Origin of the sequence: Salmonella sp. 5800 (assembly GCF_046558195.1) — a bacterium.
Lineage (GTDB): Bacteria > Pseudomonadota > Gammaproteobacteria > Enterobacterales > Enterobacteriaceae > Salmonella > Salmonella enterica.
Genome location: NZ_JBGDOX010000009.1, coordinates 142,885 through 168,801, shown reverse-complemented (window position 1 = coordinate 168,801; position 25,917 = coordinate 142,885). Strand labels below are relative to the sequence as shown.

Genomic DNA, 25,917 nt, shown 5'->3' with positions numbered 1-25,917 from the left:
CCGCTACGCTATAGCAGGTGACGAAAGGGGCTTTGAGAAAAAGGAGTTAGCGGTTAAAGCGCTTCAGCCGTATTGTTGTCGCTGTCGTTGTTCTGGCGCTGGTGCATTTTGCGACCGTAGAACATCAGGATGATCAGACTGACGATAAAGGTGCCGGAGAGTTCGAAGGAGCTGGCGCCCATCAGTGCGATGAAGCAAAATGCGCAGCCCAGTACAGAACAAATCAGGCTTACCGAGTTACGGATGTTGAACCCTTCGAAGCGAATCAGGTCAACACAGGAGTAGAAGTACGGCAGCATGGTAAGCAGTACGGCAATCCCGGTCAGTTCGCCGAACAGGTCGGACGCTTTACCGCCGCTGGAGTTCATGATGGTGATCAGAATCATCAGCGCCGTCATTTTCACCGCAGCCAACAGCAGACCTTTTTTCGGAATACCGTTTTTATCCATTTCGCCGTAAATTTTCGGGAAGTTGCCGTCGTTGGCGGCGCGAACCCCAGCCTGGCCGACCAGCATCATCCAGGAGCCCAGAGACGTCAGGCAGGCGAAAGCGGTAAAGGCGGAAACCAGCGGCGCAGCCCAGCCACCCAGAATCGTGGAGGTACTGATAGCGAACGGCGCGCCGGAAGAGGCCATAACGGAAGCTGGGAACATCCCGGCGATAACCTGAGTCGCAGCGATATAGATGATGCCTGCCAGCGCGGTACCCAGCATGGTTGCCAGCGGTACGGTGCGTTTCGGGTTTTTCACCATGCCGGTGCTGACGGCGGCAGACTCAACGCCAACGAACGCCCACAGGCAGAGCAGAATACTTTTAACAATGGCGTGAGAGTCGGTCGTCGTAGACGTGTTCCAGTTCGCGTGATAGGTCGCGATATCGAACCAATGCCAGCCGGCGACTGCGGTCAAGACTACCGGGATCAGCACCAGGAATAGGCCAATCGTTGTTAAGCGGCTGACCCAGGCCCCGCCCAGCATATTAATAAAGGTGAACAGCCAGACGATAGCAATACAGGCAATACCTGCCGGTATTGGATTATTTAATGCCGGGAAGAATGTAGAAAGATAAGAAACAGCGGTAATGCCGATGGCTAAGTTACCAATCCAGTTTGCGTGATAATAAAGAACACCGGTCTGGAAACCAAACGCCGGAGATATTTCCCCAGCATAAGCGATAGGGCCACCCTGTTGAGGGTTTTTGGTTGCCAGCCTCGCATAAACATAAGCCAGCGACATTGCCCCAATAATAGAAATTACCCAGCCCCAGATGGCAATGCCACCAATACTGGCAAGGTTGGCGGGTAATAATGCAATCCCGCTCCCCATCATATTACCGGCAACGACGCCAGTACAGGCAAATAGCCCGATCTTTTTGACAGAACTCATGTTTATTTCTCCTGAGCTGTATTTTTAAGAACCGGGCTTATGCTTCATATATGCTGCGTGCCCGTTCAACTGTCGACAAGATTAACGAATGGGTTGAGATAAGTCCTAAAGAAAAAGTGAAATAAACACAAACATGAAAAAACTGATAGATTGATTTTTTTGAATTAACATATAAATATCATGAAAAATATCATGAAAGGATAAACATCGTTTAATTACAAAGAGTTATATTTACATTTCTTTGCGATGAATATGTTGCCAAAATTAACATAAGCTATTTTTGGCAACATGTTTTTCACAAAATAAAAGCGAAAAATTTAATATCTTTTCGCTTTTATTCGTCATGGTTCAGCGTTAAATTTAGTCTTCTGCCAGAAAACTATTAAGATAAGGGACAATTTTCTGAACGGATGTCTGAAATACGCCATTTTCGATCCAGTACAGCGTGTTTTCACCTGGACGTAAATTAAAGGCGGTCAGATAGGCATCAGCGGCCAGACGATTCTCACCTTTCATTTCGTAAACTTTCCCCAAAAGGACATAGTTAAACCACGACATTTCAAGCTCGATGCTTTTATTGATTTCCTCATACGCTGCATCGATATCACCTTTGCCTAACAGATCGACGGTCTTGATTTTATAATAAACAGACGTTTTCTCAACGCCCGGAATTTGATCTATTTTTTTAAACTCTTCGTTCAGCGCAGCCACTTGTTCTTTATCAAACGGCTGTTGTGATTGCCGTAATACATCTACCAGCACTTTATATTCATAGGCATAGTTGAAATCAGGCGTTTCCTTAATAATGCCATTCAGAATATCGCTGGCTTTACTTAGCGCCTGCGCATCGCCGCTCAGAATAAGCTGGCGCGCCTCATAAAAACGCATCAGCGCGGTATTTTGCGGCGTTCTGAACAGGGCCAGTTGTTCTCGCATACGATTAGGCCAGGGCTGTGTTAAAACGAAAGACAGGCTATTAAACAGATCATCCTGGATGGACAACTGGTTAGTATTGGTGACGAAATAACGCTTATCCAGCATGGTTGAACCATCGGCGTTATCAATGAGCACCACAGACATAAAGCACTGCTGCGCCCGATAGTGGCGCTGATTGACAAACTGAATGGTTAACGTCTTACCGGAGCTGCTTGGCTCATTGACCCGGTAATTGGTTTTATCGTGCACCATAAAGGTCGAGTAGGTGTTCAGCAAGTCGGTGATTAAGCCGCCCAGACCGATGGCGTAGGACTCCTGCGAGACCCAGTTATTACAGGAATTGCCGCCTTCAAAACGAACATCTATATCTCGTGGGTTAAGTAATAACCGCGTTTTTGTTACCGCGGCATTATGATCTACCACCGACATCACGATAAACACCACCAGCGTCGCCAGCGAGAGTAGGAACATTACCCACGTCCAGAAAGCGGCGATACGCGGCTTTTTCGCCTTTTTAGTCGGCGTTTGCAAAGAGGCGGGCGGCACAGGCGCAGCGGCAGGAACCCCCTCCGTCGGTTCTGCATTCGTCGCTGCGATCGGCGGCGGCGACGTTGATGAATTATCGATCTCATCGCTATTTTCTTCGCACCAGATAACCGGCGCCGTCAGCTTATAGCCGCGTTTAGGTACGGTAACGATGTATTCAGCATTGCTGTCTCCGCCATCTCTTAACGATTTGCGTAGTTCAGAAATGCTTTGGGTGACAACATGGTTGGTCACGATGGTGCGCATCCAGACATGATCAATAATGTTATCCCGGCTTAACACTTCATCCGGATGATGCGCAAAATACATCAGAAGATCGATCAGCCGTGGTTCAAGAGTAATCTGGCGTCCCTGACGACTGATCTGATTAACAGAAGGTGTAACCAGCCACTCTCCAATGCGTACAACAGGTTGCTGCATAAAAAGATGCCCTAACGAGCTAAGTCAAACGTTAATAATAACACGATTTGCACAGACTTTTTTTATTCCCCTTTTTTGTAAAAGAAAGGCATAAAAAGCAGCGCAATAAGCAGGGGAACGGGGAGGAAAACGGGCGTTCGCCTTAACGATAACGCCCATTTTTTCAGAGGATTTCTTGCAATTACAGCACTTTATGCGGGCCGAAGCATTCGTAATGAATGTTTTCGTTATTCACGCCAAGTGAAACCAGTTGTTTTGCGGCAAACTGCATAAAGCCTACCGGGCCGCAAAGATAGAACTGCATTGCCGGATCGCTGATTGCGGCTTCCAGTTTGCTTAAATCCATCAGCCCTTCGCTGTCAAAGACGCGTTGGGCGCGATCGGCCTCAGTCGGCTCGCGGTACCAGGTATGGGCAGTGAAACGCGGCAGTGTACGGCCCAGCTCGCTCACTTCGTCGGCAAACGCATGAACGTCGCCGTTCTCCGCCGCGTGGAACCAGTTCACCTGCGCGGTATGCTGTCCTTTTGCCAGCGTATCGAGCATCGCCAACATCGGCGTCTGGCCGACGCCAGCGGAAATCAGCGAAACGGGGGTATCAGCGGCGACATTCATAAAGAAGTCACCTGCCGGCGCAGCCAGATGCACCACATCGCCCACGCTGGCGTGATGGTGTAACCAGTTTGATACCTGGCCGCCGTCTTCACGCTTCACGGCAATACGGTACCCTTTGCCATCGGGTTTACGGGTCAGTGAATATTGGCGGATCTCCTGATGCGCAAAACCTTCCGGCTTCAGCCAGACCCCCAGATACTGCCCGGGACGGTATTCCGCCACCGTACCGCCGTCGACCGGTTCAAACTCAAAGCTGGTGATCAGTGCGCTACGCGGGGTTTTCGCAACGATGCGGAAGGGGCGCGTGCCTTCCCAGCCGCCATCTTTGCTGGCGTTCTCGTGATAAATCTCGGCTTCCCGATGAATAAAGACGTTAGCCAGTACGCCATAGGCTTTGCCCCACGCGTCCAGCACTTCCTGGCCCGGGTTGAACATTTCGTCCAGCGTCGCCAGCAAATGCGTCCCGACGATGTTGTACTGCTCCGGCTTAATCTGGAAGCTGGTGTGCTTCTGCGCGATTTTTTCTACCGCCGGCAGCAACGCCGGTAAATTTTCGATATTGCTGGCGTAGGCCGCGATAGCATTAAACAGGGCTTCGCGCTGATCGCCGTTACGCTGGTTGCTCATATTGAAGATTTCTTTGAGCTCCGGGTTATGCGTAAACATACGGTCGTAGAAGTGGGCGGTCAGTTTCGGTCCTGTTTCAACCAGCAGGGGAATGGTGGCCTTTACTGTAGCGATGGTTTGTGCGTCAAGCATACGTGCTTCCTTTATGTGAAAATCTAATGATGTATATCAAATGCATCTTATAAAAATACCCTTGCATTGTAAATGGATCTTCTCTGCTTTACGTTATGGATGTAACAACGTGAAAAATCTGCATCACAAAGCTGAAAAGAAATCCGTTGAAATTCGTCAGGCTCTCGTTCAGGAAACCCTTATCTGACGCACAGGTAATCGTTTGCGTAAAAACCTTTGTCAAGACCTGTTATCGAAGAATGATTCGGTTATACTGTTGGCCGAAGTCCCACGGACTGCCTTTTCAGGCACAAATTTTATTGTTAGCTGAGTCAGGAGATGCGGATGTTAAAGCGTGAAATGAACATTGCCGATTATGATGCCGAGTTGTGGCAGGCTATGGAGCAGGAAAAAGTACGTCAGGAAGAGCACATCGAACTGATCGCCTCCGAAAACTACACCAGCCCGCGCGTGATGCAGGCGCAGGGGTCTCAGCTGACCAACAAATACGCTGAAGGTTATCCGGGCAAGCGCTACTACGGCGGTTGCGAATACGTTGATGTCGTTGAGCAGCTGGCTATCGACCGCGCGAAAGAACTGTTCGGCGCCGACTACGCTAACGTGCAGCCGCACTCCGGTTCTCAGGCTAACTTCGCTGTTTACACCGCGCTGCTGCAACCGGGCGATACCGTTCTGGGTATGAACCTGGCGCAGGGCGGCCACCTGACTCACGGCTCCCCGGTTAACTTCTCCGGTAAACTGTACAACATCGTACCTTACGGTATCGATGAGTCCGGTAAAATTGACTATGACGAGATGGCGAAGCTGGCCAAAGAGCACAAGCCGAAGATGATTATCGGTGGCTTCTCTGCCTACTCCGGCGTGGTTGACTGGGCAAAAATGCGTGAAATCGCTGACAGCATCGGCGCATACCTGTTTGTCGACATGGCGCACGTGGCGGGCCTGATTGCCGCAGGCGTTTACCCGAACCCGGTTCCGCACGCTCACGTTGTCACCACCACCACCCACAAAACCCTGGCGGGTCCGCGCGGCGGCCTGATCCTGGCGAAGGGCGGCGATGAAGAGCTGTACAAAAAACTGAACTCCGCCGTGTTCCCAAGCGCGCAGGGCGGCCCGCTGATGCACGTGATCGCGGGTAAAGCGGTAGCGCTGAAAGAAGCGATGGAGCCGGAGTTCAAAGTTTACCAGCAGCAGGTGGCGAAAAACGCCAAAGCGATGGTAGAAGTGTTCCTGAACCGCGGCTACAAAGTGGTGTCTGGCGGCACTGAGAACCACCTGTTCCTGCTGGACCTGGTGGATAAAAACCTGACCGGTAAAGAAGCTGACGCCGCGCTGGGCCGTGCTAACATCACGGTGAACAAAAACAGCGTGCCGAACGATCCTAAGAGCCCGTTCGTGACCTCCGGTATCCGTATTGGTTCTCCGGCGGTTACTCGTCGCGGCTTCAAAGAAGCGGAAGTGAAAGAGCTGGCTGGCTGGATGTGTGACGTGCTGGACAACATCAATGATGAAGCCACCATTGAACGCGTGAAAGCGAAAGTACTGGATATCTGCGCCCGCTTCCCGGTTTACGCGTAAGCGTTTGTGTTGTGTAAATGTCCCGATGGCGCTGCGTCTGTCGGGCATTACTTATGCGCCATAACGTGACGCCGCCGGAAGTCATTATCCGGCGGCGTTGCCGTTTGAACTTCTCCCTCCGCCTGTTAACCTTATGTTACCCTTGCCAGCGCAACCGTTTACCGCCAGACTATCGCCTCCAAACGGGAGGGAATCATGGCATTGCATTCCACGCGCTGGCTGGCGCTCAGTTATTTCACCTACTTCTTTAGTTACGGTATTTTTCTGCCCTTCTGGAGCGTCTGGCTCAAAGGTCTTGGGCTAACGCCGGAAACCATCGGTCTTCTGCTGGGTGTGGGTCTGGTCGCGCGTTTTCTCGGCAGCCTGCTCATTGCGCCTCGCGTAAGCGATCCTTCGCGGTTGATCTCCGCGCTGCGTGTACTGGCATTGCTGACGCTGGTATTTGCGCTGGCATTTTGGGCAGGAACGCATGTCGCGTGGCTAATGGTGGTGATGGTTGGGTTTAACCTCTTCTTTTCACCACTGGTGCCGCTGACCGATGCGCTGGCCAATACCTGGCAAAAGCAAATTACCCTGGACTATGGTCGGGTGCGGCTGTGGGGGTCCATCGCCTTCGTGATAGGGTCGGCGCTGACCGGTAAGCTGGTGAGTTTATACGATTACCAGGCGATTCTGGCGCTACTGACGCTCGGCGTCGCCTCGATGTTGCTGGGTATGTTGTTACGTCCCAGCGTGCCGCCGCAAGGGGAAAGCCGTCAGCAGGAGAGCGCAGGCTGGCCCGCCTGGCGTACGCTGGTGGTACAAAGTTGGCGTTTTCTCGCCTGCGTCTGTTTGCTGCAAGGGGCGCACGCCGCCTACTACGGTTTTAGCGCCATCTACTGGCAGGGGGCTGGCTATTCAGCATCGGCGGTCGGCTATTTATGGTCGTTGGGCGTGGTGGCGGAAGTGATCATTTTCGCCCTGAGTAAAAAGCTATTTCGCCGGTTTAGCGCCCGCGACTTGCTGTTGCTTTCTGCTGTGTGCGGCGTGGTACGCTGGGGACTGATGGGCTGGAGTACGGCGTTGCCGTGGCTGATTGTGATACAAATCCTGCACTGTGGCACGTTTACCGTTTGCCATCTGGCCGCTATGCGCTATATCGCTGCGCGTCAGGGAAGCGAGGTGATTCGTTTGCAGGCCGTCTATTCCGCTGTGGCGATGGGCGGCAGTATCGCGATTATGACGGTATTTGCCGGTTTTCTGTATCAACATCTGGGCGGCGGCGTATTCTGGATTATGGCGCTGGTGGCATTGCCCGCTATCTTCCTTCGGCCCAAAGTGGTTGCCGCGTCATGATTCCAGGATCTTGCGGATCTGCTGCTGCTGGTGCTCTGTGAGGGTGCGATCCGCATGAATTAATGGCGGTGAGAAGAGCGGTAGCGGCGTGGCGTAAGGGGTAACAATCAGCGCTACGCCGCGCGGGCATCCCTCTTTTTGAAACGCCTGGAGCGATATCCGTCTGATATTCAGCGGCAACAGGGTCAGTTCACGCAGTTGCTGCTCAATATGCGTCTCCAGCGCATCATTTTTATCCGCTAACAATACGATCTGTCTCTCATGCAAATCGTTATCCTGCATTAGCCAGGCGCCGAAAATCACTGCCACCAGCCCCGTCTCTTCCTCGGAAAAGTGGATACCATATTCGGCTTCAAACCCGGCGAGCGCCTCACGTGTGGTGCGAACCAGACGCGGATAAAGACGGTTGAACTCTTCCGGAAGCGTATTATCGATGCCAATCGTGAATAAACTTCGGTTCAGCGCCTGGGCGAGATGGACATACAGCTGATCGTTAAGCCCTTGTTCGTCGCTGAAGCGTACGTTCCCTTTTTCTCGAAAGCGCAGCACCAGCCGCGCCACCTCCAGTCGCAGTTGCTGCGCCCGTTGATGCGTGTCGCGAATCGGGTCGGGGAGGCGAATCATTGAAAACAGTAACGCCATAAACAGCGCTTCATTGAGCGGTGCGGCCTGCATCACGTGGCGCTGCCAGTGACGACCAATTTCTTGGGCGAGTGGATATTCCGCGCACGACTGCGCCCAAATCTGCTGCACAGGGTTGAATTCCGGGGTGATGCCAGCATGGTGTTGTAGCAGACAATACTGTAAAAAGAGACGCAGGAACTGCACGTCGCGATGTTCAAATGGTTTTTGCAACCGGCGGGCGCACAGATTGATGAGCGCGTGAAGATTAATATCATCATACAGCGGACGCGCGATACCGCGCTGTTTTAGCGCGTTTTTTAAGGCCGGGGTAAACTGTTGCGTGACGAAGGTCGGGCATAAACGCAGGCCGCGCCTGAGCCAGTGTAAAAGGCAAAGGCGCTGATCGAGTGCTGTACCTTCGATCCGATAGCAACCGTTCTGGCATGTTGTGATGGCAAGGCGATGATAGCGCTGGATCTCCAGGCTTGTCTCAGTGATATCCTCACGGGCAGTATCATCATCAACGCCATTAAGCGCGCTGAAGATTTCCACCGTGGCAATTGGCTCCGGCTGGAAAAGCGTCAGCAATACCTGACAGCGGCGCTGGGGAGCGGAAAGTACAGATGGTGGGGCAATTGTCGGCATCATCTGTCAGGTCTCCCGTTAGTTTGTCTGGTAAGGATAGCTAAAGTTTGCGTGTGAAAAATGTGATAAGCGTGCTTTTAGGCCAGGAATGCTGAGGAACGTCACAGAATTTTTATCGCGAGGAACAGATGAAGCCAGTGAAACGCAGCGCCTTAACACTATTTCTTGCCGTTTTATCTTTCGTGGCGGCGGCGCATCCGCACAGCTTCATCCGTCTGCAAACGCAGGTGGTCAGTGAAAATGAGCAATTTGTGGCGTTAAAAATGCGCTGGACAATGGACGCGCTGACGTCCGCAGATCTGCTGTATGACGCCGGAAACGCGGCACCGGGGTCAGAAATATGGAAAAAGTTGGCGGCGGAAGTGATGGCTAACGTACTTGGGCAGCACTACTTTACAGAAGTGTGGCGCAATGGCGCGAAAGTGAAGTTTAAAAACAGGCCGACAGAATACGGTATGACGCGTGACGTGCATCAGGCGGTATTGACCTTTACGCTACCGCTGGCTGAACCGCAGCCGTTAAGCGGACAGACTTATACCTTTTCAACGTTTGATCCCTCTTATTATGTCGATATGCATTATGACCAGGACAGCGATATCACGATGCCGGAACCGCTGCGCGAAAAGTGTCGGATTCAGGTTTATACTCCTGCGCCCGGCGAAGAGACGCTACGTTTCGCCCAGTCGCTGGATAAAGAGGACGCGCCGCCGGAGGATATGGATTTAGGTAAACAGTTTGCCCAAACGGTGACCTTGCAATGTCAGTAATTTTTTCTCAACGCACTCCGGGGCGACGCTGGCTCTCGCTGTGGCCATTGGCGTTATTCCTGCTGCTGATGCTGGTTGGCGGTCTGTGGATATGGCAGGCCTGGCCGCAGGTGATGTTGAAAAGCGCTCTTTGGCAGCGGGACGTAAATCAGCAGTTGAGCGCGCTGCTTAACGCGGTGGCGACGCATCCCGAGCGGGCGGGCGGATCGTTGCTTCTGCTGAGTTTTATGTATGGCGTGCTTCATGCGCTGGGGCCGGGACACGGCAAAGTGGTGATCTCGACATGGCTGGCGACGCATCCTTCGAAGCTGAAATCAAGTATCGTGTTAACCCTCGCCGCCGCGTTATTGCAGGGGCTCGTGGCTATCGGGTTGGTGGTGGGCGTGCTGACCGTATTGCAACTTCCGGCCAGACAGCTCCATCTGAGCGGCTTCTGGCTGGAAAAGGGGAGCTATGCGTTAGTTGGCGGGCTGGGCATCTTGCTGTGCTGGCGGGCCATAAAAAGGTTACGCGCGCTGCTACGTAAACCTGTCTTTATCGCTTTTACGCCGCGCCATGTTCACCATGAAAAATGCGGCTGCGGACATCAGCATTTACCGACGCAGGAACAATTGCATAGCGGCGATGACTGGCGCGCGCGACTCATGATCGTACTGTCTATGGGGATGCGGCCCTGTTCCGGCGCGATAATGGTGCTGTTATTCAGTAAAGTGATTGGCGTTTTTAGCTGGGGAATGGCGTCGGTACTGGCGATGGCGGCGGGAACCTCGCTAACGATTACCTCGCTGGCGCTGCTGGTACACACTTTTCGTGCTCTGGCGGTGAAACTCAGTGGAAACAAAGCGCCGGCGTTATGGCGGCAGGTAGGCTGGTCAACGCTGGCGCTGGCTGGAGGGGTCATACTGCTTGTCGCGGCGCTGGTCATGTGGTTTAGCGTGCCGCAGCCTGTGGGCGGGCTGCGGCCATGGCGTGGTTGACTAGTGCCCGGCGGGTTTGAGATGCATCCGCGCGACGGATTCGTCTTCGGCCCAGTAAATGCGTTCGGCGACCATCGCTTCCGGATTGAGCTGAACGCCGCGCAGTACCCGTTCTTTAAAACGCAGGTAGCCGCCTTTGTCGATCAGATGGCCCATATGTAGATAGATCGGTTTTCCGCCGAGCATCTCTTTTTCAAATTCATACAGGTTAACGATCACCTGCTTTATCACATCTTCAGTCACCCAGTTGAGGAAGAGCTTGCCGACGCGCGGCGTCTTTTTACTGGTGCGTCCGCCCAGACGGACTTGCCAGAGCTGATCCGGCTTACGTTGCCAGGCCAGCGTCGGACAGGCCAGCACGCACTCGCCGCAGCCGATACAGGCGGACTCTTCTTTGACCGCTTTGCCGTTCTTCAGCGCCAGGCAGCCTACCGCGTGGTGACTACAGGCCTTCACGCAGGCGCCGCAACCGATACAGCGATCGGCAGTGAAGCGCATTTTCGCCACGCCAATAATCCCCAGATCGGCCATTGACGCCTTCGCGCAGTCATTCGGGCAGCCAACGATGACCGTTTTGAGATGATAAGGGCTGGGATAGACCAGTTTTTCAAGACGACGGGACAGACCGGTCGTGTCAGTGTTGGCTTTCTGGCAAATGCGGTTCCCCTGACAGGCGACAATATTTCGCCCGCCAATAGCGAGGTAGCCCGCTTTGGTATCCTCAACCTGGACGTCGCACAGTTCTATTTCAATCTCGCGAAGAAACGGCTCCAGCGCGGCGTTCACGTTGTCGATATCTTCGTAACGGATGCCCGGCATCGCCAGCTTCTGGCGGGTAGTGAGGTGAATTTGTCCGTTGCCCCAGGTTTCGGCGATGTCACGCGCCACCGTTAGCAAATGCGCGGGCAAAATACCGCCGGGAATGCGGACGCTGATCATGGCTTCGCCGCGCACTTTTGACAGGCGATATTCGTTTTTCGCACGGGCTTTAATGATATCAATATCAATGCTCATGATGTTCTCCTTAATCGGCAAAACGTTGCGCGACGGCGTAGTTAAATATCGGGCCGTCGGTGCAGACATACACTTCGCCCATACGGCAGTGGCCGCACTTCCCGACGGAGCAGGCCATCCGGCGTTCGTAGTCCACCCAGATTTGCTCCGGCTTGAGCCCTTTTTGCAGCAGCATTTTTACGGTAAAGGTAATCATTATTGGCGGCCCAACGACGATGGCCTGCATGGTGTCGATATCGCTAAGCGTCATGTCGGCAAGCCGATCGGTCACCCGGCCAATCTGGTAACGGTCATCAGCCTCGCCTTCATCCAGCGTGAGCACCAGATTATGTTTGCCGCGCCACGTCGCCATTTCTTCTTTGTACAGCACGCAATCGCGATTTTTATAGCCGAGAATCATATCCAGTTGACCAATTTCCTGGGGATTCTCAACGAAATAGCGCATTAAGCCTTTCACCGGCGCGACGCCCGTGCCGCCTGCGACAACCAGTAAGGGTTTATGGCGCAGCGTATCGACCGGATAGCCATTGCCATAGCAGCCGCGTAGCCACACGTTGTCGCCTTCTTTCAGCGTAAAGAGGGCGCTGGTCACTTTTCCGACATTACGAATCAGCAGATCTATCCAGCCGTCGCCATAGTCGGAAACGGAGATGGGCGCTTCGCCGACGCGCGGCAGCGACACCTCAACAAATTGCCCCCAGTGCGCGGGAAAATCGACGGCCACGCGGAAATTCCACTCCAGCAGCGTGTGGCGAGTAATACTGAGGATGCGGTACGCCGCAGGCAGCAAACTGTGCTGCGGTTTATCATGACAGGAACAATGTGACATGCGTTATGCCTCCTCTGCCAGCGCCTGCCGAACGGCAGCGGTCATTTTGTTGATAATCAAAGAAAATTTGATGTATTGCGGGCAGCGATCGTCGCAGCGGCCGCAGCCGACGCACATATGTTCAATGCCGTTGCGCGCTTTGTAGTCATTGACCTTATGCAGGGCGCGGTAGCGCAGACGCTCGCCGGGTTTTTCGCGAAAACCATGACCGCCGGCCATGTCGCTAAAGCCCGGCACCATGCAGCTTGCCCACTGGCGACGGCGTTCGCCGCGCTGCGGATTTTCATCATAGGCGACGTCAAAGACGCTATAGCAGGTACAGGTTGGGCACCCGGTAGTGCAGCGGCCACAACTGATGCAGCGGCTGTCGTAGGTGTCCCATAGCGGATGGCGGGTGAGAATGTCGCGAATTTTTTGCGGATCGCGGCAAACGCTGTCCGGCGTGACGACGGTTTCCCGGTTTTCGCTGACGAAAGAGGGGGTATAGTCAGCCTCCTGCCCCAGTCCTTGTATCGCCGCCTCGATAAAGGGATCGCGGATGCTGACAAGCGCGCCCTCATCGTTAAAACGCATGGCGGCGCTATAACAGTCAGTTTTATTGGTACCCATTGAGACGCAGAAACAATTTTCGAAGCTTTCTTCACACTCAATAAGGACGAAACGAATATGCTCCCGTAGCAGTTGATAACTGTAATCGGAATTATTCCCATTTGATAAATACATATAATCCAGCCGCGACATGGCGTTAATGTCGCAGGCGCGGGCAAAGATGATTATCGGGGAGGTGTCTGTCTCGGCAATTTGAATGGTGTCTTTATCGAAATAAAAGAGCGTTTCGGTGATAGGGGCAATTATGGTATTCGGCGACATGTGCGATTTCTCGTGCCAGATGAGATCGCGCCAGCCGCTAATCCGTTGATAAATAATGTTGTCAGTGTCGGAAAAACGCCCGCCGCGAAACTCTGCGGACGGGGCAAACACGCGCCATTTTTTGTTTAATCGCTGGATAAGCAAACTAAACTCGTCAGGCGTAATTTTGATAGCCATCACATACTCCACAGTAATATTCAGGAAAAACAAATGAAAATAAATTGTTATAAAAATCAGTTGAATATTACTGTTACGCTAGCGCTAATCCACCGCCTTCGCTAACGGGAAAAAATGGTTTTTACTATCGGTATAATAAATATATTCTTAATCATAAAATATGCATATATACAGCATCGCGCTATTTAGCGGATAGCGCGGTCTGAATAAAATTAATCATTGCATCGCGGTAAATGTTTGCATAACGTCCGGAAAAAGCATCAATGTGATCGCCGCCAGGAATGAAGATTTTTTGTTTGGGCTCTTGGGCGAGGGCATACAATTTCTCACTGTCCTGCCAGGGAATAACATGGTCTGCCGTGCCATGAAGAATCAATACCGGAATGGGGCTGACGCTGGCGATATTGCGATCCGCGCTATAGCGGTCATCAAGCAAATAGCCGCTGCCCGGGATCATCTGGTTGGCGATGGAGGAATAGGATAAAAACGTTGAGTCGAGAATAATCGCACGTATGCCCGCCTGGTCGGCGTAGCGCATATTTGCGCAGCCTACGCAGTGGCCTACGGCGGCCAGCACATTATTACCGCCCAGGCTCTGCCCCAGCAGTACCAGGCGCTCGGGGTTAACGTCGTCGCGATGCCGCACATAATCTATCGCGCTTTTCGTATCGTCCAGTAGCCCTTCTTGTGATGGGGTACCCTCAGATTCGCCAAAACCACGGTAATCAAACATAAACAGGTTTACGTTGCGTTCTGGCAGCCAACTGACTAACGGCCAGTGCGCCGACATATTTCCGGCGTTGCCATGGACATGAATCACCGTCGCGACGGCGTTTTCCGGCCTGCCGAAAGCAGTGGGAATAAACCAGCCGTGCAGATGCGTGCCATCTTTGGCGGTAAAGGTAATGGATTCAGCTTCGGCAGGGGTTGGCCCATAGACTTTATTGTCCGGGTAATAAAAGGCATTGATCGCTACGCGGGGTAGCAGATAAATACAGACCACAATGATAAACAGAATAAAAAGGGATTTGACGATGCGTCGGGTATGTTGAAGGGTCATGTTCGCTTCCTTGCCGCTTTATGCCAATAGCGGAGCAGGGAGCGATCGTACAAAAACATGCAGGCAAGTAAAGCAATCAGGTTGTGTTTAGGAAAAACGCCTGAAAAGGCACGGCGGATGAGTGGCCCCATCCGCCGAAGAGACTTAGCGCTTCAGCGCATCGCTCAGTTCGTCGCGCATATTCGCCAGCATGGCTTTAACGACGCGCGGATTCCCCGCCACGATATTACCGGTCATCATGTAGTTATGACCGCCGGTGAAATCGCTGACGATACCGCCCGCTTCACGAACCAGCAGTTCGCCCGCGGCGAAATCCCACGGACGAAGGCCAATTTCAAAGAAACCATCGACACGACCTGCAGCCACATAGGCCAGATCCAGCGCGGCGGAACCGGTGCGGCGGAAATCGGCGCATTCGGTGAACAGCTTGCCGATAATATTAATGTAGGTGGTCGCGTATTGTTTGGCTTTGAACGGGAAGCCGGTGGCGAGAATAGTGCCGTCCAGATCGCGCGCGGTACTGCCGCGCAGACGATAGCCGTTCAGTTGCGCGCCCTGACCGCGGGTGGCGGTGAACAGTTCGTTACGCATCGGATCGTAAACGACAGCCACTTCAGTACGGCCTTTAATGCGTACAGCAATGGAAACAGAGAAGTGTGGCAGACGTTTGATGAAGTTGGTGGTGCCATCCAGCGGATCGATAACCCATTGAACATCCTGATCTGTGCCAACGAGCTCACCGCTTTCTTCGGTGATAATAGTGTGTTGCGGGTAAGATTTGCGAATGGTGTCGATAATCACCGCTTCAGCGGCCTTATCTACGTTGGTCACAAAATCGTTACTGCCTTTTTGGCTCGCTTCTACAGCGTCCGGAGTTTCATAGTTTTTGGCAATTACATTACCCGCCTTGCGCGCTGCGCGCACGGCGATGGTCAGCATCGGATGCATCGGTCTCTCTCACTGGATGTTAAAGAACGGGAAAACGGCGCAGAGTATAGCAGCGAGATCGGAATCTGTCTTGGTTTTATGGTAAGATGTCAGAATAATCTTTAGCTGAAGAAAGACAATGCTGCAAAACATTCGAATTGTGCTGGTGGAAACCTCCCACACCGGCAATATGGGCTCTGTGGCTCGCGCTATGAAAACCATGGGCTTAACTAACCTGTGGCTGGTAAACCCGTTGGTGAAACCGGACTCCCAGGCCATCGCTCTGGCGGCAGGCGCCAGCGATGTGATCGGTAATGCGCAGATCGTCGATACGCTGGACGAAGCGTTGGCTGGCTGTAGCCTGGTGGTCGGCACCAGCGCCCGTTCCCGCACTCTGCCGTGGCCGATGCTTGATCCGCGCGAGTGCGGCTTAAAAAGCGTGGCGGAAGCGGCAAATACGCCGGTTGCGCTGGTTTTTGGTCGTGAGCGTGTTGGGCTGACTAACGATGAGTTGCAAAAATGCCATTATCACGTCGCGATTGCCGCTAACCCGGAGTACAGCTCGTTGAATCTGGCGATGGCGGTACAGGTCATCGCGTATGAAGTCCGTATGGCCTGGCTGGCGACGCAGGAAAACGGCGACGCGGCAGATCATGAAGAGACGCCGTATCCGCTGGTGGACGATCTTGAACGTTTCTACGGCCATCTGGAGCAGACGTTGCTCTCCACTGGCTTTATTCGCGAAAACCATCCGGGGCAGGTGATGAATAAATTGCGCCGTCTGTTTACCCGCGCCCGCCCGGAAAGCCAGGAGTTGAATATTCTGCGTGGGATTCTGGCGTCTATTGAGCAGCAGAATAAAGGCAAGTAACCGCGTTAATGCCGGATAAGCGAAGCGCCATCCGGCACATCAATACCGCACGGAACGCTAAATACCTGACTAATTTACTCAAGTAAATAGTTGACCAAATTACTCGGGAATGTCAGACTTGTCCCTGCTATGCAATACCCCCATTTTACAATAAAAAACCCCGGGCAGGGGCGAGTTTGAGGTTAAGTAAGACATGAGACTGACATCTAAAGGGCGTTATGCCGTGACCGCAATGTTAGACGTTGCGCTCAACTCCGAAGCGGGCCCGGTACCGTTGGCTGATATTTCTGAACGTCAGGGGATTTCCCTTTCTTATCTGGAACAGCTATTTTCCCGTTTACGTAAAAACGGTCTGGTTTCCAGCGTACGCGGGCCGGGCGGCGGTTATCTGCTGGGTAAAGATGCTGGCAGTATCGCGGTCGGCGAAGTGATCAGCGCGGTTGATGAATCCGTTGACGCGACCCGTTGTCAGGGCAAAGGCGGCTGCCAGGGCGGCGATAAATGCCTGACCCATGCGCTGTGGCGTGATTTAAGCGATCGCCTGACCGGTTTTCTCAACAATATTACCTTAGGCGAGCTGGTGAATAACCAGGAAGTTCTGGATGTGTCTGGTCGCCAGCACACGCATGACGCGCCGCGCGCCAGCGGTCGTGCGCAGGACGCTATCGACGTTAAATTACGTGCTTAATTAAAATATTACGCCATCTCTTCTGGCGGCCTCATGCGGTGAATGCCGTGGTCGTCTGAAGGATGAAGCGTAAAAAAGAATTCAGAATCAGGCCGGGACGCGGACGTCCCGTCAACACGGTCGTACATCCAGCCGGTTGCCTGATTCCTTGCATTGAGTGATGTACGGAGTTTAAGAGCAATGAAATTACCGATTTATCTCGACTACTCCGCAACCACGCCGGTGGACCCGCGTGTTGCCGAGAAAATGATGCAGTTTCTGACCCTGGACGGAACCTTTGGGAACCCGGCGTCTCGTTCACACCGTTTTGGCTGGCAGGCTGAAGAAGCCGTCGATATCGCCCGCAACCAGATTGCTGAGCTGGTCGGCGCCGACCCGCGTGAAATCGTCTTTACCTCAGGGGCGACGGAGTCCGATAACCTGGCGATCAAAGGCGCTGCCAACTTTTATCAGAAAAAAGGCAAGCACATCATCACCAGCAAGACCGAGCACAAAGCGGTGCTGGACACCTGCCGTCAGCTTGAGCGCGAAGGGTTTGAAGTGACCTACCTGGCGCCCCAGCGCAACGGCATCATCAATCTCAACGAGCTCGAAGCAGCGATGCGTGACGACACCATTCTGGTTTCCATCATGCACGTGAACAACGAAATCGGCGTGGTGCAGGATATCGCGACCATCGGCGAAATGTGCCGCGCGCGCGGTATCATCTACCACGTTGACGCCACCCAGAGCGTGGGCAAACTGCCTATCGATCTGAGCCAACTGAAAGTGGATCTGATGTCCTTCTCCGGTCATAAAATTTATGGTCCGAAAGGCATTGGCGCGCTGTATGTGCGTCGTAAGCCGCGTATTCGCATTGAAGCGCAGATGCATGGCGGCGGGCACGAGCGCGGTATGCGCTCTGGTACTCTGCCTGTCCACCAGATCGTCGGCATGGGCGAAGCTTACCGTATCGCGAAAGAAGAGATGGAGACCGAAATGGCCCGTCTGCGCGGTCTGCGTAACCGTCTGTGGAACGGCATCAAAGATATTGAAGAAGTTTACCTGAACGGCGACCTTGAGCAGGGCGCGCCAAACATTCTCAACGTGAGCTTTAACTACGTTGAAGGCGAGTCGCTGATCATGGCGCTGAAAGACCTGGCGGTCTCTTCCGGTTCCGCCTGCACCTCCGCCAGTCTGGAACCGTCCTACGTGCTGCGCGCGTTGGGCATGAATGACGAGCTGGCGCATAGCTCTATCCGTTTCTCTTTAGGTCGTTTTACCACTGAAGAAGAGATCGACTACACCATTGATCTGGTTCGTAAATCCATTGGCCGTCTGCGTGACCTTTCTCCACTGTGGGAAATGTACAAGCAGGGTGTGGATCTGAACAGCATCGAATGGGCACATCATTAATCGGTATCGGAATCAGGAGAATTTATAATGGCTTACAGCGAAAAAGTAATCGATCACTATGAGAACCCGCGTAACGTAGGGTCGTTTGACAACAACGACGATAACGTGGGAAGCGGCATGGTTGGCGCTCCGGCCTGCGGCGACGTCATGAAGTTGCAGATTAAAGTTAACGATGAAGGTATCATTGAAGACGCGCGCTTCAAGACTTACGGCTGCGGTTCCGCTATCGCTTCCAGTTCTCTGGTAACGGAGTGGGTGAAAGGGAAATCCCTGGACGAAGCGGAGGCGATTAAAAACACCGACATTGCAGACGAACTGGAACTGCCGCCGGTGAAAATTCACTGCTCTATTCTGGCGGAAGACGCGATTAAAGCCGCTATTGCGGATTACAAAAGCAAACGCGAAGCGAAATAAAATAGAACGTTAACATTGAGGTTTTGTTATGTCGATTACACTTAGCGACAGTGCAGCAGCGCGAGTTAATACCTTCCTGGCCAACCGTGGTAAAGGGTTTGGTCTGCGTCTGGGCGTGAGAACCTCCGGCTGCTCAGGTATGGCTTATGTACTGGAATTTGTTGACGAGCCAACGGCGGAAGACACCGTGTTTGAAGACAAAGGCGTTAAGGTAGTGGTTGACGGCAAGAGCCTGCAATTTCTGGACGGTACACAGCTGGACTTCGTAAAAGAAGGTCTGAACGAAGGGTTTAAATTCTCCAACCCGAATGTGAAAGATGAGTGTGGTTGCGGCGAAAGCTTCCACGTGTAACCGTGTTCCGCTGTTATACCGAGCATTCGTGCTGCAGAAAAGCGGCAAGCGAGTGAATCCCCAGGCGCTTACTTGAGTAAATGACTGGGGGAACCCGCGCAGACAACGCATCTGCGGCGCGAAGTAAGAAGGTATAACCCCACCGTGGTCGCCTGCGTGTGGGGTTTGTTCTGACAGGCTATCCCTGAGAATGTTATGGATTACTTCACCCTCTTTGGCTTACCAGCCCGTTATCAGATTGACACCCAGGCGCTGAGCCTTCGTTTTCAGGATCTGCAACGCCAGTATCACCCTGACAAATTTGCCAACGGCACTCAGGCGCAGCAGCTTGCCGCCGTCCAGCAATCCGCCACGATCAACCAGGCCTGGCAAACGCTGCGTCACCCTTTGACGCGCGCGGAGTATCTGCTTTCCTTACACGGGTTCGATCTGGCCAGCGAGCAACATACGGTACGCGACACCGCGTTTCTGATGGAACAACTCACGCTTCGCGAAGAGCTGGACGATATCGAGCAAACAAAAGACGACGTGCGGCTGGAAAGCTTCATCAAACGCGTACAAAAGATGTTTGATGCTCGTCTTCAGCAAATGGTGGAACAGTTGGACAACGCCGCGTGGGACGCGGCGGCGGATACGGTGCGCAAACTGCGGTTTCTCGATAAACTGCGAAGCAGCGCAGAACAACTCGAAGAAAAGCTGCTCGATTTTTAACTGGAATCTAACATGGCCTTATTACAAATTAGTGAGCCTGGTCTGAGCGCCGCGCCGCATCAGCGTCGTCTGGCGGCGGGCATCGACTTAGGCACTACCAACTCTCTGGTTGCGACGGTTCGCAGCGGCCAGGCGGAAACTCTGCCTGACCACGAAGGGCGCCACCTGTTGCCTTCAGTGGTTCACTATCAGCAGCAGGGCCATACGGTCGGTTACGCTGCGCGTGACAATGCCGCGCAGGATACGGCCAACACTATCAGCTCTGTGAAACGTATGATGGGACGCTCGCTGGCGGATATCCAGGCGCGCTATCCGCATCTGCCTTACCGGTTTAAGGCAAGCGTTAATGGGCTGCCGATGATTGACACGGCGGCTGGATTGCTCAATCCGGTACGCGTATCGGCTGATATTCTCAAAGCGCTGGCCGCGCGGGCTAGCGAATCGCTCTCCGGCGAGCTGGATGGCGTGGTGATTACCGTTCCCGCCTATTTCGATGATGCCCAACGTCAGGGGACGAAAGACGCCGCGCGGCTGGCAGGCCTGCATGTACTGCGCCTGCTCAACGAACCGACGGCGGCGGCGATTGCCTACGGTCTGGACTCAGGCAAAGAAGGCGTTATTGCTGTTTACGATCTCGGCGGCGGTACCTTCGATATCTCTATTTTACGCCTGAGCCGCGGGGTGTTTGAAGTGCTGGCGACGGGCGGTGATTCTGCGCTCGGCGGCGACGACTTTGACCATCTGCTGGCGGACTATATTCGTGAGCAGGCGGGAATTGCCGATCGTAGCGACAATCGCGTTCAGCGCGAACTGCTGGATGCCGCGATTACCGCGAAAATCGCCTTAAGCGATGCCGATACTGTTCGCGTTAACGTTGCGGGCTGGCAGGGGGAGATCACTCGCGAGCAGTTTAACGATCTCATTTCCGCGCTGGTTAAGCGCACGCTATTGGCCTGCCGTCGCGCATTGAAAGATGCCGGCGTTGAGCCCCAGGACGTTCTGGAAGTAGTCATGGTCGGTGGTTCGACCCGTGTACCGCTGGTGCGTGAGCGGGTGGGCGAATTTTTTGGCCGCACGCCGTTAACCGCTATCGACCCGGATAAAGTGGTCGCTATCGGCGCAGCGATTCAGGCCGATATTCTGGTCGGCAACAAGCCGGACAGCGAAATGCTGCTGCTGGACGTGATTCCACTCTCTCTTGGGCTGGAGACGATGGGCGGCCTGGTGGAAAAAGTCATTCCGCGCAACACCACTATCCCGGTGGCGCGCGCGCAGGATTTCACCACCTTCAAAGACGGCCAGACCGCGATGTCTATCCATGTGATGCAGGGCGAACGCGAACTGGTGCAGGACTGCCGCTCGCTGGCGCGCTTTGCGCTGCGCGGGATTCCGCCGCTGCCGGCGGGCGGGGCGCATATTCGCGTGACCTTCCAGGTAGACGCTGATGGCCTGTTGAGCGTCACCGCAATGGAAAAATCCACCGGCGTCGAGGCCTCCATTCAGGTCAAACCTTCCTATGGCCTGACCGATGGCGAAATCGCCTCGATGATCAAGGATTCCATGAGTTTTGCCGAGCAGGACGTGAAAGCGCGTATGCTGGCGGAGCAAAAAGTCGAAGCCGCGCGCGTGCTGGAAAGTTTGACCGGCGCGCTAACTGCCGACGCCGCGCTGTTAAGCGCCGCAGAACGTCAATGCATTGATGATGCCGCCGCACATTTAAGCGCGGTCGCACAAGGCGATGATGTTGACGCCATAGAACAAGCCATTAAAAACGTAGATAAACAAACCCAGGAATTTGCCGCTCGCCGCATGGACCAGTCGGTTCGTCGCGCGTTGAAAGGCCATTCCGTAGACGAGGTTTAACATGCCGAAGATTGTTATTCTGCCTCATCAGGATCTTTGTCCGGATGGCGCAGTTCTGGAAGCTGAGACCGGTGAAACCATTCTTGACGTTGCGCTGCGCAACGGCATCGAGATTGAACACGCCTGTGAGAAATCGTGCGCCTGCACCACCTGTCACTGTATTGTACGTGAAGGCTTCGACTCCTTGCCGGAAAGTTCGGAAGAAGAAGACGATATGCTGGATAAAGCGTGGGGGCTGGAGCCGGAAAGTCGACTGAGCTGCCAGGCCCGCGTTACCGACGACGATCTGGTTATCGAAATTCCACGTTACACAATCAACCATGCGCGTGAGCATTAACAGAGGGTAGTATGGGACTCAAGTGGACCGATAGCCGCGAGATCGGCGAAGCGTTATACGACGCATATCCTGATGTCGATCCTAAAACCGTTCGTTTCACCGATCTGCATCAGTGGATCTGCGAACTGGACGATTTTGACGACGACCCTAACGCATCCAATGAAAAAATTCTGGAGGCGATTCTGCTAGTCTGGTTGGATGAAGCAGAGTAATTTTTGCGTCATGATCCTCGCCGCAGGTGCGTTGGCTACGTTCGCTCACCCCAGTCACATAGTTTGCTATGCTCCCGGGGATTCGCTCACTTGCCGCCTTCCTGCAACGCGAATCATTTAGCAAAAGATCTAACGGGCTGCCCTACGGCGGCCCGTTTGCTAATAAGGAAAATAACAATGACAGAAGCCATGAAAATTACGCTTTCCACGCAGCCTGCCGATGCGCGCTGGGGCGATAAAGCCACTTACAGTATTAATAACGACGGTATTACCTTGCATCTTAACGGTAAAGACGATCTGGGGTTGATCCAGCGTGCGGCGCGTAAAATCGACGGCCTGGGAATAAAACAGGTCGCGCTGACAGGCGAAGGATGGGATACCGAGCGTTGTTGGGCATTCTGGGCGGGTTACAAAGGACCAAAAGGCGCCCGTACCGTAATGTGGCCGGATTTAGACGATGCCCAACGTCAGGAACTGGATAACCGCCTGACCATTATTGACTGGGTGCGCGACACCATTAATGCTCCGGCGGAAGAGCTTGGGCCGGAGCAACTGGCGCAGCGCGCGGTGGATCTGCTGTGCAGCGTCGCGTGCGATAGCGTCACTTATCGTATCACCAAAGGCGAAGATCTGCGCGAGCAGAACTATATGGGGTTGCATACCGTAGGCCGTGGTTCTGAGCGTCCGCCGGTGCTGCTGGCGCTGGATTACAACCCGACGGGAGACAAAGATGCGCCGGTTTATGCCTGCCTGGTCGGTAAAGGTATCACCTTTGACTCCGGCGGCTACAGTATCAAACAAAGCGCTTTTATGGACTCAATGAAATCCGATATGGGCGGCGCGGCGACAGTAACGGGCGCGCTGGCGTTCGCCATTACCCGTGGGTTGAATAAACGCGTAAAACTGTTCCTGTGCTGCGCCGATAATCTGATCAGCGGCAATGCGTTTAAACTGGGCGATATTATTCGCTACCGTAATGGTAAGAATGTCGAAGTCATGAATACCGATGCGGAAGGGCGACTGGTGCTGGCAGATGGTCTGATTGACGCCAGCGCGCAACACCCGCAGCTAATCATTGATATGGCGACGTTAACCGGCGCGGCGAAAACGGCGCTGGGTAACGACTACCATGCGCTATTCAGTTTTGACGATACGCTGGCGGGGCGCTTGCTGACCAGCGCGGCGCAAGAGAATGAACCGTTCTGGCGTCTGCCGCTGGCGGAGTTCCACCGTAACCAGCTGCCGTCTAACTTTGCGGAACTGAACAACACCGGCAGCGCGGCGTATCCCGCAGGGGCAAGCACCGCCGCGGGTTTTCTGTCGCACTTTGTTGAAAATTACCGCGAAGGCTGGCTGCACATTGACTGTTCCGCCACTTATCGCAAAGCGCCGGTTGAGCAGTGGGCTGCCGGGGCAACCGGTCTGGGTGTGCGCACCATCGCGAATTTGCTGACCGCCTGAACGGTGTTTTTGTAGGCCGGGTAAGCGAAGCGCCACCCGGCATTTTGCCTGATGGCGACGCCGTGCGTCTTATCAGGCCTACAACCCATATACATAATTTGTGATTCCTATGTCCGAAACTAAAAATGAATTAGAAATCTTGCTGGAGAAAGCGGCGACTGAGCCCGCGCATCGTCCGGCATTTTTCCGTACCTTACTGGAGTCCACCGTCTGGGTGCCGGGCAGCGCTGCCGAAGGCGAGGCGATAGTGGAAGACAGCGCTCTGGATTTGCAGCACTGGGAAAAAGAAGACGGCACGACCGTCATTCCCTTCTTTACTTCTCTGGAGGCGCTGCAGCAGGCCGTGGAAGACGAACAGGCATTTGTGGTGATGCCGGCGCGCACGCTGTTTGAAATGACGCTTGGCGAAACGCTATTCCTCAACGCTAAATTGCCGACCGGCAAAGAGTTTATGCCGCGTGAAATCAGCCTGCTTCTCGCTGAGGAAGGCAGTCCGTTAAGTACGCAGGAAGTGCTGGAAGGCGGCGAGTCGCTTATTTTATCCGAAGTGGCCGAGCCGCCGTCGCAGATGATTGATTCCCTCACTACGCTGTTTAAAACCATCAAACCGGTGAAACGCGCATTTCTCTGCGCGATTAAAGAACATGCGGACGCCCAACCTAATCTGCTGATTGGCATTGAGGCTGACGGCGATATTGAAGAGATCATTCACGCAGCGGGCAATGTGGCGACCGACACGTTACCGGGTGACGAACCGATCGATATTTGTCAGGTGAGGAAGGGCGAGCAGGGTATCAGCCACTTTATCACCGAGCATATCGCACCGTTCTACGAGCGCCGCTGGGGCGGGTTCCTGCGCGATTTTAAACAGAACCGCATCATCTGAAGAAAAGAAAGCCGCCCAACAGGGCGGCCTCCTGGCTTACCTGCTCTGGACGTTGAGCGTTACGGGAACAGAGCTACCTGGGTAGCTTCTGTCTGCGTGAAGACACAACGTGCCAGAAACAAGAAGCACGACACAAAAGCATCGTACCTTCATGTTGCGGTCCTTGCGAAGACCGCATCACGGCAGCACCGCTGGCGATAATGCCGTGATAGCAGGCACTACGGTGTGCCTGCGCTTACGGCCATGGGTTATCCTCTCCTGAAGCCAGCGCCCGTTTGCGAGACGGCGGAAAGGGCCGGGAAAGATAATACCTCAAATGTTGAATAGTTTCCCGGTAAATCATATTGACATTTGCTCCCTTAAAAGGGAGTATTAATCCCCTACGGTGTGCCTGCGTTGCTATGGCAACAAAGCCTGCTGGAAAGGCCGCGAACCGGACCAGCACAAAAAAACCGCTCAATTGAGCGGTTTTTTTGTGGCCTGCTTAAACAGAATTTATGTAGATTCGCTTTAAATCAGCCTGAACGGTAGGCCGGATAAGCGTGAGCGCCACCCGACAGCATGTCGATTAATCGACGAGCGCGTCCAGTTTTGCCCAAAACGCCTCATGATAATCCTCCAGGTCAAGTAAAGCGGCATCGCGTTGTTCATTCATTTTTTGCTGTGCCTTCCATTGCGGAAGATGTAAATCCTCTTCGGTAAAGCCAATGTCTTTAGCGCCCGAAATAATATTATAGAGATATTCCACCAGAGAAGACTCCGCCAGCCAGAATTCATTACGTTCCATGCGGGCAATAGGGTATTCGCCGTTGGCATCCCGTTCTGTGATATAGATAAAAATGGCCTGATCGCCGACATGATCGATACGAATTAATGCCGGAAGACGGGGATCGTTACTCCAGACAGGCATCAGATCTTCAATATCAATACCTGAGCTATCCATGCCAACGCCGTAATACGCCTCTTCATCAGGAGAGTAAGAATGTATTACTCCCTCTTTATCAATAGATCTTTGTAATGTTTCAATCACAGGCATATTATAATTGCTAAGTAGATCGCGGTCGTAGGCCAGTAGCGTCTTCAGGCTTTCAGGTAACTCAGTGGTTTCCGTATTTTGCGGATCGCGATACTTACGCACTCGCAGACGATTTATTTCCTCTGCAGGCATAGGATTAGGCACCTTATTGCGGTTAACCTTTTTAACCAACTCAATTAAATTAGCGAGTGAAATATCCATTTTCCATCCTTAAAAAATTATATTTACA

The 25,917-nt window shown here is 53.5% G+C and carries 26 protein-coding genes; 15 read left to right on the top strand and 11 right to left on the bottom strand.

Annotated features, from left to right (window positions below; all coding sequences use genetic code 11):
* Positions 1–53 precede the first annotated feature (53 nt).
* From cadB to hmpA, 3 genes are all read right to left on the bottom strand, one after another.
* Positions 54–1,385 carry a cadaverine/lysine antiporter gene (gene cadB / locus ACLJZ5_RS17045; protein ID WP_000100008.1) on the bottom strand — a complete coding sequence of 444 codons (1,332 nt, stop codon included), beginning with the start codon at positions 1,383–1,385 and terminating at the stop codon, positions 54–56.
* Positions 1,386–1,745: 360 nt separating this feature from the next.
* The gene (gene cadC, locus ACLJZ5_RS17040; protein ID WP_001187135.1) at positions 1,746–3,287 is read right to left on the bottom strand and encodes a lysine decarboxylation/transport transcriptional activator CadC; all 1,542 of its coding nucleotides are present in this window, start codon (positions 3,285–3,287) and stop codon (positions 1,746–1,748) included.
* A gap of 181 nt (positions 3,288–3,468) precedes the next feature.
* Positions 3,469–4,659: an NO-inducible flavohemoprotein gene (gene hmpA / locus ACLJZ5_RS17035; protein ID WP_000883152.1), complete on the bottom strand. Its 1,191-nt coding sequence runs from the start codon at positions 4,657–4,659 to the stop codon at positions 3,469–3,471.
* 324 nt (positions 4,660–4,983) lie between these two features.
* Between hmpA and glyA the strand changes: the two genes are divergently transcribed.
* Both glyA and ACLJZ5_RS17025 read left to right on the top strand, forming a co-directional pair.
* Positions 4,984–6,237 carry a serine hydroxymethyltransferase gene (gene glyA, locus ACLJZ5_RS17030; protein ID WP_000919178.1) on the top strand — a complete coding sequence of 418 codons (1,254 nt, stop codon included), beginning with the start codon at positions 4,984–4,986 and terminating at the stop codon, positions 6,235–6,237.
* Between the two features lie 195 nt (positions 6,238–6,432).
* Positions 6,433–7,572, top strand: coding sequence for a 3-phenylpropionate MFS transporter (locus tag ACLJZ5_RS17025; protein WP_024797667.1), 1,140 nt, complete (start codon positions 6,433–6,435; stop codon positions 7,570–7,572).
* Here ACLJZ5_RS17025 and csiE read toward each other — a convergent pair.
* The gene (gene csiE / locus ACLJZ5_RS17020; RefSeq protein WP_000982963.1) at positions 7,567–8,844 is read right to left on the bottom strand and encodes a stationary phase inducible protein CsiE; all 1,278 of its coding nucleotides are present in this window, start codon (positions 8,842–8,844) and stop codon (positions 7,567–7,569) included. The two genes, ACLJZ5_RS17025 and csiE, sit on opposite strands and share 6 nt — an antisense overlap.
* Before the next feature lie 125 nt (positions 8,845–8,969).
* Between csiE and ACLJZ5_RS17015 the strand changes: the two genes are divergently transcribed.
* Both ACLJZ5_RS17015 and ACLJZ5_RS17010 read left to right on the top strand, forming a co-directional pair.
* Positions 8,970–9,608: a DUF1007 family protein gene (locus ACLJZ5_RS17015; protein ID WP_001653455.1), complete on the top strand. Its 639-nt coding sequence runs from the start codon at positions 8,970–8,972 to the stop codon at positions 9,606–9,608.
* Positions 9,599–10,585: a nickel/cobalt transporter gene (locus tag ACLJZ5_RS17010; protein ID WP_000111024.1), complete on the top strand. Its 987-nt coding sequence runs from the start codon at positions 9,599–9,601 to the stop codon at positions 10,583–10,585. The genes ACLJZ5_RS17015 and ACLJZ5_RS17010 overlap by 10 nt, the downstream gene beginning before the upstream one ends.
* Here the strand turns inward: ACLJZ5_RS17010 and asrC are convergent, their stop codons facing one another.
* The 5 genes from asrC to suhB form a co-directional block, all read right to left on the bottom strand.
* A complete protein-coding gene (asrC, locus tag ACLJZ5_RS17005) occupies positions 10,586–11,599 on the bottom strand; it encodes a sulfite reductase subunit C (protein WP_000020685.1) in 1,014 nt (337 codons plus the stop codon).
* 10 nt (positions 11,600–11,609) lie between these two features.
* A complete protein-coding gene (asrB, locus tag ACLJZ5_RS17000) occupies positions 11,610–12,428 on the bottom strand; it encodes an anaerobic sulfite reductase subunit AsrB (RefSeq protein ID WP_024797666.1) in 819 nt (272 codons plus the stop codon).
* Between the two features lie 3 nt (positions 12,429–12,431).
* Positions 12,432–13,475, bottom strand: coding sequence for an anaerobic sulfite reductase subunit AsrA (gene asrA / locus ACLJZ5_RS16995; protein WP_024797665.1), 1,044 nt, complete (start codon positions 13,473–13,475; stop codon positions 12,432–12,434).
* A 181-nt stretch (positions 13,476–13,656) separates the two neighbouring features.
* The gene (locus ACLJZ5_RS16990) at positions 13,657–14,535 is read right to left on the bottom strand and encodes an alpha/beta hydrolase (RefSeq protein ID WP_024797664.1); all 879 of its coding nucleotides are present in this window, start codon (positions 14,533–14,535) and stop codon (positions 13,657–13,659) included.
* Positions 14,536–14,679: 144 nt separating this feature from the next.
* Entirely contained in the window at positions 14,680–15,483 is an 804-nt protein-coding gene (gene suhB / locus ACLJZ5_RS16985; protein WP_023214306.1) for an inositol-1-monophosphatase, read from the bottom strand.
* Positions 15,484–15,601: 118 nt separating this feature from the next.
* Here suhB and trmJ point away from each other — a divergent pair, with 118 nt between their 5' ends.
* The 11 genes from trmJ (at position 15,602) to sseB (ending at position 24,652) form a co-directional block, all read left to right on the top strand.
* A complete protein-coding gene (trmJ, locus tag ACLJZ5_RS16980) occupies positions 15,602–16,333 on the top strand; it encodes a tRNA (cytosine(32)/uridine(32)-2'-O)-methyltransferase TrmJ (RefSeq protein ID WP_000940032.1) in 732 nt (243 codons plus the stop codon).
* Positions 16,334–16,526: 193 nt separating this feature from the next.
* Positions 16,527–17,021 (top strand): Fe-S cluster assembly transcriptional regulator IscR, encoded by a 495-nt coding sequence (gene iscR / locus ACLJZ5_RS16975; protein WP_001241346.1) that lies wholly within the window; start codon positions 16,527–16,529, stop codon positions 17,019–17,021.
* Between the two features lie 180 nt (positions 17,022–17,201).
* A complete protein-coding gene (gene iscS / locus ACLJZ5_RS16970) occupies positions 17,202–18,416 on the top strand; it encodes a cysteine desulfurase (RefSeq protein ID WP_024797663.1) in 1,215 nt (404 codons plus the stop codon).
* 27 nt (positions 18,417–18,443) lie between these two features.
* Entirely contained in the window at positions 18,444–18,830 is a 387-nt protein-coding gene (gene iscU, locus ACLJZ5_RS16965; protein WP_024797662.1) for a Fe-S cluster assembly scaffold IscU, read from the top strand.
* A gap of 28 nt (positions 18,831–18,858) precedes the next feature.
* On the top strand, positions 18,859–19,182 hold the full coding sequence (gene iscA / locus ACLJZ5_RS16960; RefSeq protein WP_000028952.1) for an iron-sulfur cluster assembly protein IscA: 324 nt from the start codon (positions 18,859–18,861) through the stop codon (positions 19,180–19,182).
* Positions 19,183–19,377: 195 nt separating this feature from the next.
* The gene (hscB, locus tag ACLJZ5_RS16955; RefSeq protein WP_024797661.1) at positions 19,378–19,893 is read left to right on the top strand and encodes a co-chaperone HscB; all 516 of its coding nucleotides are present in this window, start codon (positions 19,378–19,380) and stop codon (positions 19,891–19,893) included.
* Between the two features lie 12 nt (positions 19,894–19,905).
* Entirely contained in the window at positions 19,906–21,756 is a 1,851-nt protein-coding gene (hscA, locus tag ACLJZ5_RS16950; RefSeq protein WP_001196659.1) for a Fe-S protein assembly chaperone HscA, read from the top strand.
* A gap of 1 nt (position 21,757) precedes the next feature.
* Positions 21,758–22,093 (top strand): ISC system 2Fe-2S type ferredoxin, encoded by a 336-nt coding sequence (fdx, locus tag ACLJZ5_RS16945; protein ID WP_001124466.1) that lies wholly within the window; start codon positions 21,758–21,760, stop codon positions 22,091–22,093.
* An 11-nt stretch (positions 22,094–22,104) separates the two neighbouring features.
* The gene (gene iscX, locus ACLJZ5_RS16940; protein ID WP_000523621.1) at positions 22,105–22,305 is read left to right on the top strand and encodes a Fe-S cluster assembly protein IscX; all 201 of its coding nucleotides are present in this window, start codon (positions 22,105–22,107) and stop codon (positions 22,303–22,305) included.
* Positions 22,306–22,482: 177 nt separating this feature from the next.
* Positions 22,483–23,766: an aminopeptidase PepB gene (pepB, locus tag ACLJZ5_RS16935; RefSeq protein ID WP_024797660.1), complete on the top strand. Its 1,284-nt coding sequence runs from the start codon at positions 22,483–22,485 to the stop codon at positions 23,764–23,766.
* 109 nt (positions 23,767–23,875) lie between these two features.
* A complete protein-coding gene (sseB, locus tag ACLJZ5_RS16930) occupies positions 23,876–24,652 on the top strand; it encodes an enhanced serine sensitivity protein SseB (protein WP_001522413.1) in 777 nt (258 codons plus the stop codon).
* Positions 24,653–24,688: 36 nt separating this feature from the next.
* Here the strand turns inward: sseB and timP are convergent, their stop codons facing one another.
* Positions 24,689–24,805, bottom strand: a complete 117-nt coding sequence (gene timP, locus ACLJZ5_RS16925; protein WP_242627550.1) for a small toxic inner membrane protein TimP — start codon at positions 24,803–24,805, stop codon at positions 24,689–24,691.
* Between the two features lie 415 nt (positions 24,806–25,220).
* Positions 25,221–25,889 (bottom strand): DUF5066 family protein, encoded by a 669-nt coding sequence (locus tag ACLJZ5_RS16920; RefSeq protein ID WP_024797659.1) that lies wholly within the window; start codon positions 25,887–25,889, stop codon positions 25,221–25,223.
* Positions 25,890–25,917: the final 28 nt, after the last annotated feature.